6 protein-coding genes are annotated in these 6,985 nt (G+C 42.7%); all 6 read left to right on the top strand.

Translation table 11 applies throughout. From position 1 onward, the window contains the following. Positions 1 to 349 (top strand): formyltransferase family protein (locus tag D9K81_RS05580; RefSeq protein ID WP_265936184.1); only part of this gene is annotated, 349 nt, incomplete at its 5' end. Continuing rightward, a complete protein-coding gene (gene folD / locus D9K81_RS05575) occupies positions 346 to 1,239 on the top strand; it encodes a bifunctional methylenetetrahydrofolate dehydrogenase/methenyltetrahydrofolate cyclohydrolase FolD (RefSeq protein WP_120376006.1) in 894 nt (297 codons plus the stop codon). The genes D9K81_RS05580 and folD, both read left to right, overlap by 4 nt. A 39-nt stretch (positions 1,240 to 1,278) precedes the next feature. Then, a complete protein-coding gene (locus tag D9K81_RS05570) occupies positions 1,279 to 2,517 on the top strand; it encodes an FAD-dependent oxidoreductase (RefSeq protein ID WP_120376005.1) in 1,239 nt (412 codons plus the stop codon). A 14-nt stretch (positions 2,518 to 2,531) separates the two neighbouring features. Then, a complete protein-coding gene (locus D9K81_RS05565) occupies positions 2,532 to 2,864 on the top strand; it encodes a sarcosine oxidase subunit delta (RefSeq protein ID WP_120376004.1) in 333 nt (110 codons plus the stop codon). After that, the gene (locus D9K81_RS05560) at positions 2,861 to 5,773 is read left to right on the top strand and encodes a 2Fe-2S iron-sulfur cluster-binding protein (RefSeq protein ID WP_120376003.1); all 2,913 of its coding nucleotides are present in this window, start codon (positions 2,861 to 2,863) and stop codon (positions 5,771 to 5,773) included. Before D9K81_RS05565 ends, D9K81_RS05560 begins: the two co-directional genes overlap by 4 nt. Positions 5,774 to 5,775: 2 nt before the next feature. Then, a complete protein-coding gene (locus tag D9K81_RS05555; protein WP_120376002.1) occupies positions 5,776 to 6,438 on the top strand; it encodes a sarcosine oxidase subunit gamma in 663 nt (220 codons plus the stop codon). The last annotated feature ends 547 nt before the right edge of the window (positions 6,439 to 6,985 follow it).

Raw genomic sequence — 6,985 nt, 5'->3', positions numbered from 1 at the left:
AGCGCGTTATATGCAAATTCTGTCCGATAATCTCTGCAAGCAACTTGCTGGACGTGCCATCAATATTCACCACTCATTTTTACCCGGCTTTAAAGGTGCAAAACCGTATCATCAGGCTTTTGAGCGTGGCGTAAAACTGATTGGTGCAACGGCGCATTTTGTCACAGGCGATTTAGATGAAGGCCCAATCATTGAGCAGGAAGTGCAGCGTGTCGATCATGCTTATCTACCAGATGATTTGGTGTCTGTCGGGCGTGACACTGAAACTGTCGCATTGTCCAAAGCCGTGAAATACTTTGTCGAGCATCGTGTTTTCCTTAATGATGACCGTACAGTGGTGTTCAAATGAATATAGCATTACACACAACAACAGAAGCACACATTATTGATGGCAAAGCGACTGCACAAACTGTGCTGGAAGAAATTAAAGCCGAAGTAGAAAGTATGAAAGTGCAGGGGATAGAACCTTGTTTAGCTGTCGTATTGGTTGGAGATGATCCTGCGAGTCATGTCTATGTCCGCAACAAAGTTGAAAAGGCACAATACACAGGCATCCGTTCGTTGGAATACCGGATGCCAGCAGAAACTCATGCTGAAACATTGCTTAAGCAAATTGATGAATTGAATACTGATGCATCTGTTCACGGCATTCTCGTTCAATTACCACTTCCAGCACATATTGATGAAACAGCAGTTTTACAGCGTATTGATCCATTAAAAGATGTCGATGGATTTCACAGCGAGAATGTTGGGGGGCTAAGCCAAGGGCGAGATGTATTGACACCTTGTACGCCGACAGGTTGCATCCGCTTGCTCAAAGATACATTGGGTGATGATTTATCTGGCCTAAATGCTGTAGTTGTTGGTCGCTCTAATATTGTTGGCAAACCTATGGCGGCGTTACTACTCAAAGAAAGTTGTACTGTTACGATTGTGCACTCACGTACACGCAATATTCAAGACATTTGCAAAACAGCTGATATTTTGGTGGCCGCAGTTGGTAAACCGAAAATGATTGATTCAAGTTATTTGAAATCAGACGCCGTTGTCATTGATGTTGGTATTAATCGCATTCAGGAAAATGGCAAAAACCGCCTTGTTGGTGATGTCGACTTTGAGGATGTCTGCAATACAGTGAAAGCCATTACACCTGTTCCAGGTGGTGTTGGCCCAATGACCATTGCTTACCTCATGAAAAATACACTTGAAGCTGCGCGCATGCAGGCAAAACAAATTTAAAAATAAATACGGCATTTAAAATGCCTTGGAGAATATGCCATGCCACTTGGTTTACTCAAATATGGATTAAGCAGTGAATATCCTGTTGAAGTTGATTTGCCTCCGCCAAAGGAGCTGAAAAAGCAATATGACGTGGTGATTATTGGTGCAGGTGGTCATGGTTTGGCGATTGCATATTATTTGGCAAAATACCAAGGTATCACCAATGTTGCAGTTTTAGAAAAAGCCTATGTCGGTGGTGGTAATACTGCGCGTAACACGGCTGTGATTCGATCAAATTATTTAACTTCTGAAGGTGTTAAATTCTATGCCGAATCTGTGGATTTATTTAAAAATTTATCCAATGAATTTGATTTCAATATTATGTATTCCGAACGTGGACAGCTCACTTTAGCACACACGGATTCAACAGTTCGCGCATTTCGCCAGCGTGCAGAAGTCAATAAGCATTTTGGTGGTCGCACCGAAATGATTGACCGCAAACAAATTAAAGAACTGGTCCCTTGTCTGAATCTTGATCCTGCACATTTACCTGTTCTGGCAGGCTTATGGCATATGGATGGTGCAACTGCACGACATGATGCCGTAGCTTGGGGCTATGCCAAAGAAGCGGCTAAACGCGGTGTAGAAATTCATCAGTTGACTGAAGTTCAGGATTTTGTGGTCGAAAAGAATCAGGTTACTGCGGTTAAAACCAACCGCGGCACGATTCAATGTGGTTGCGTGGTTCAGGCCATTGCTGGTGCATCCAGTATTTTAATGAATAAGCTCAATATTAAATCACCTATTCATACTTTTCCGCTACAGGCGATGGTCTCTCAACCTTTTAAGCCTTTTATCAATCCATTAGTCAGCTCATCTGCTCTACATTGCTACGTACAGCAAACCAGCCGTGGCGAAATTGTTTTTGGTGGCGGATCAGATCCTTATCCGTTATATAACAGCCGATCAACGTTGGATTTAAAAGAAAGCTTGCTGGCACATGCCATTGAAATGTTCCCATTTATGGCCAATGTAAAACTCATGCGTCAATGGGCTGGCATTACAGATATGACCCCTGATTACAGTCCAATTATGGGTAAATCACCTTATGACAATTATTACTTAGATGCAGGCTGGGGCACTTGGGGCTTTAAATCAACACCTATCTGCGGAAAAACCATGGCGGAGTTGGTTGCAACGGGACAAACCCCAGATTTAATTAAACCTTTTGAACTCTCACGTTTCAGCCGTTTTCAGCAAGTTAATGAAATGGGCGCGACTGCAGCCAGCCACTAATCAGGAGTCAACCCATGAAAATTATGATTTGCCCCTTAAATGGCGCACGCAATATTAGCGAATTCACCTATGGCGGTGAGCTTAAAACAATCCCAGATCAAAATACCTGCACAGATGAAGAATGGGCAGATTATGTGTTTAATAAAAGTAATATCGCGGGTGTGGTTTTGGAGTGGTGGATGCATACGCCAAGTAGTTACTGGTTCATCGCAGAGCGCCATACCGTTACAGATGAAATTATTCGTACTTTTGATGCCAAAGAGATTTTCAATCAGCGTGTAGATTTTGACAGCGCCAATGCAACAAAAATTGAAAATACAGAAAAAAAACAAGGGGAACCTGCATGAGCGAAACACTGAAAAACCGACTCCCTTTGCCTTATGGTACATGTATTGACCGTACAAAACCGATTAGTTTTGATTTTGATCAGCAACGTTTTCAGGGTTTTGCAGGGGATACAATTGCCAGTGCATTGATTGCCAACCAGCGCTGGATTATGTCTAGATCCTTTAAATATCACCGTCCACGTGCGCCATTAACCATGGCTGGCCAAGATGCGAATACTTTGATTCAACTGCCTCATGAAGCGAATGTACTTGCAGATATGCAGGAAATTCAGTCCAACCTATCAGTGATGGGACAAAATTATTCGGGTTCATTGCTCAAAGATTCCGACGCATTTCTTGGGAAATTTTCAAAATTTATGCCTGTTGGTTTCTACTACCGTTCTTTTTATAAACCAAAAGGTGTATGGAAGCTGTGGGAACCGATGATTCGTAAAAAAGCGGGTCTTGGCATTTTAGATTTAAATTTTGAGCCTGAATATTACGATAAAGCCTATTTGTTTACTGATATTGCAGTGATTGGTGCAGGGCCAGCTGGATTGCAGGTGGCATTAACTGCTGCCGAGGCAGGCATGAAAGTGCTGCTGATTGAGCAGGACAAAATGTTGGGTGGCAGTTTGCACTATGCACGTTTCGATGTTGAGGGTAAAACGGCGCAGGCTTTATCTCGTAAATTGGTTGCTCAAGTTCAAGCACATCAAAATATTACCGTAATGAATCAAGCCATCTGTAATGCATGGTTTACCGATCATTACTTACCTGTGATACAAGGCAAACGCATGTATAAAGTACGTGCAAAGCAATGTATTGCGGCAACGGGCAGTTTCGATCAGCCTGTGGTTTTTCGTAATAATGATTTGCCTGGCGTATTACTGACCAGTGCGGTACAGCGCTTAATCAAACTCTACGCGGTACAACCGGGACAAAAAATCGTTTTGCTCACGGGCAATGATGATGGTTATTTCGCTGCATTAGATTTGGCTGAAGCAGGGATTCATGTCGCGGCTCTGGTGGATATGCGTTCAGGCGCTGCCGATCCTGCTCTGCAAATTGCTGTTAAGCAGCATAAAATTCCAGTTCATTTGCAAAGCACAGTTTACGAAGCGCTACACAGCAAAGGCATGCAACGAGTAATAGGTGCGGATATCCGTAGCATTACAGCTGAAGGTAAAGTTAGCACTCAGGGTACAACAATAGATTGCGATACCATTGCCATGTCTTCAGGCTATATGCCTGTGTATCAGTTACTGTGCCAAGCGGGTGCTAAGCTAAACTATAACGACAAAAAATCTCAATTTACGATTTCTGGATTGCCTACAGGATTGCAAGTCACTGGCTCTGCAGCGGGTATTCACGATATTGAAAACGTTATTCAGGATGCTGAACAAACGGCTAAAAATGCGATCAATATGATTTTAGGTAACAGTGACAACCAGCAGAAGTTGCATTTTAATGAAGCAGCAGTGAATTTTCCTTGGCCTATCTTTGAACACCCTAAAGGCAAAGAATTTGTCGACTTTGATGAAGATTTGCAAATCCGCGACATTATTAATGCGACTAAATCTGGCTACCGTGATGTGCAATTGGTCAAACGTTTTTCAACGGTTGGTATGGGGCCTTCTCAAGGTCGCCATTCTGCACTGCCGACGGCACGTCTTGTCGCAAAATATACGGATCGTACCGTAAGTGAAACGGGTGTAACGACTGCACGTCCGCCATTTACAGCAGAAAAGCTGGCGCATATCGCAGGCCGTGGCTTTGATCCTTACCGCCAAACGCCAATGCATCAGCGTCATATTCAAGCGGGCGCACAAATGATGCCTGCGGGAAATTGGCAACGTCCCGCATATTATGGTCAAGTGTCTGAACGTCTGCAAAGCATTGAAAATGAAGTACGCAATGTACGCCAAAATGTTGGCATGATTGATGTGTCCACACTGGGTGGCTTGGACATTCGTGGCCCAGACAGTGCAGAGTTACTCAACCGCCTTTATACCTTTGGTTTTGTCAAATTACCTGTAGGCAAAACCCGCTATGCGGTGATGACTGCAGAAGATGGTGTGGTAATTGATGATGGCGTTGCGGGGCGTTTAAGTGAAAATCACTTCTATGTGACAGCCACCACCAGTGGTGTAGACCGCATTTATCAGCAAATGCTGAAGTGGAATGCACAGTGGCGCTTGAATGTTGATATTGCCAATGTCACTACAGCCTATGCTGCTGTAAATATTGCAGGGCCGAATTCCCGTAAAGTGATGCAGAAAGTCTGTAAAGACGTCGATTTAAGCAATGAAGCTTTTCCGTATTTAGGGCTTCGTGAGGGAACGATCGAAGGAATTCCAGTGCGTTTACTAAGGGTAGGCTTCGTTGGCGAGTTGGGCTATGAAATCCATTTCCCAGCACGCTATGGTCAGTTTATGTGGGATCTACTGATGCAAGCTGGTGCTGAGTTTGCAATGAAGCCTTTTGGCGTAGAAAGTCAGCGTCTACTACGTTTAGAGAAAGGCCACATCATCATTAGCCAAGACACGGACGGCATGTCGCATCCGAAAGAAGTGGATTTAGGTTGGGCGGTAGCCAAAAGCAAACCTTGGTTTGTGGGTAAGCGCTCGATTTCAATCTTGGAACAGCAACCAATGAAACGCAAATTGGTTTCATTTGTACTGGATAAATCACAAGAGAAACCGCTTGAAGGCCATATTGTGCTGAATGGTGAACGTATTACTGGCAATATTACCTCATGTGAATATTCACCGACTTTAGATCAAATTATTGGCATGGCCTATGTTGGTATCGAACAAAGTGATGTGGGCCAACAATTTGAAATTCGTGTAGAAAAAGGCGCAAGTGTGCATGGCACCGTTGTAAAAGGGCCTTTTTATGATCCGCAAAGCGCACGTCAGGAGATTTAATTATGAATCCATTATATGCAGCAGAACGTAGCCCAATTCAAAGTGCTTCGCCAGCTTATGAGGCTTTGGGTTCTGGAAAAATGTTTTTAACGGATAGTTCATCTACAGAACAGCAAATTGCTCAGTCAGCTTTAATCGATTTAACACACTTAGCGCGTGTAGGATTTCGCGGAACAGACAGCGCAACTTATCTGAAGCAAGTAGGCTTTGAATTGCCTGATTCGCCAAATACATTTGTGATTCAATCAGATGGTAGCATTGTCGCGCGTTTATCTACACTCGAATATATGCTTTTAGGTGGTTTTAAAGATTTTGGCGAACGTCTGGCTGAACTTGAACGCAATTGGACGATGGATCATCGTGCGAATTATTTATTACCCCGTCAGGATAGTCATGCATGGATTCAGCTGACAGGGGATTCGATCGCCTTTGTTATGGCCAAGCTGTGTGCTGTTGATCTCTCTGCAGAATCATTTGTAGTAGGACAAATCGCGCAAACTTCAGTTGCCCGTATTAATGCGATTGTTATGAATGTAAGTGATGCACAAGCGCCAAAATTCAATATCTTGTGTGACCGTGCTTCATCACTGTATTTGTGGAATGTACTGTTAGATGCGATTGCTGAATTTGACGGTAAAGCCATTGGTATTCAGGGCTTACTATAAGTTAAGTCAAATTCCGTCGATATAGGTTTCTAATAACCGTCAGAACATGCTGGCGGTTATTTATTTTACCAGTGGAAAAAGCTGCAGCAGTGTTTTGATTGAGCTATTGCTGCACATCACGGTCAATATCCTTAATGATTCATCGCGCTTTGACCTTACAATGCTCACACTTTATCTATAGTTATATTGAGTTTTATCTACGTCCCGTCCCAAATATTCGCCAGTACCATAAATTTTTTAAAATAGTGATGTGCTGAAAAATCGTTTTTTCAAAAAATTTTAAATAGCATTCCAATATTTTTTGGCGATCTTTCCTATGACGTTAGTGGGTTTATTTTTTAACTGTGCTTTTGGAGTACGTTTTTTAATTAGTGGTCATTTGCATATACGTGATTCAAATGCTTTGTCTGTACTCAATTGATTTCAAACGTAGGATATACCTTAAGTTTTTTCGTACGATGATTGTATTATGCGCAAAGACTCAGAGTAGTTGGTCATTAAGGCATACTCAGTGATCAATTATTTTAATTTAAAAGTTTTATCATCA

It is taken from the genome of Acinetobacter chengduensis (assembly GCF_003664645.1).
Classification (GTDB): domain Bacteria; phylum Pseudomonadota; class Gammaproteobacteria; order Pseudomonadales; family Moraxellaceae; genus Acinetobacter; species Acinetobacter chengduensis.
The sequence above is the reverse complement of the archived record's forward strand: the minus strand, read 5'-3'. Positions and strand labels throughout refer to the sequence as shown.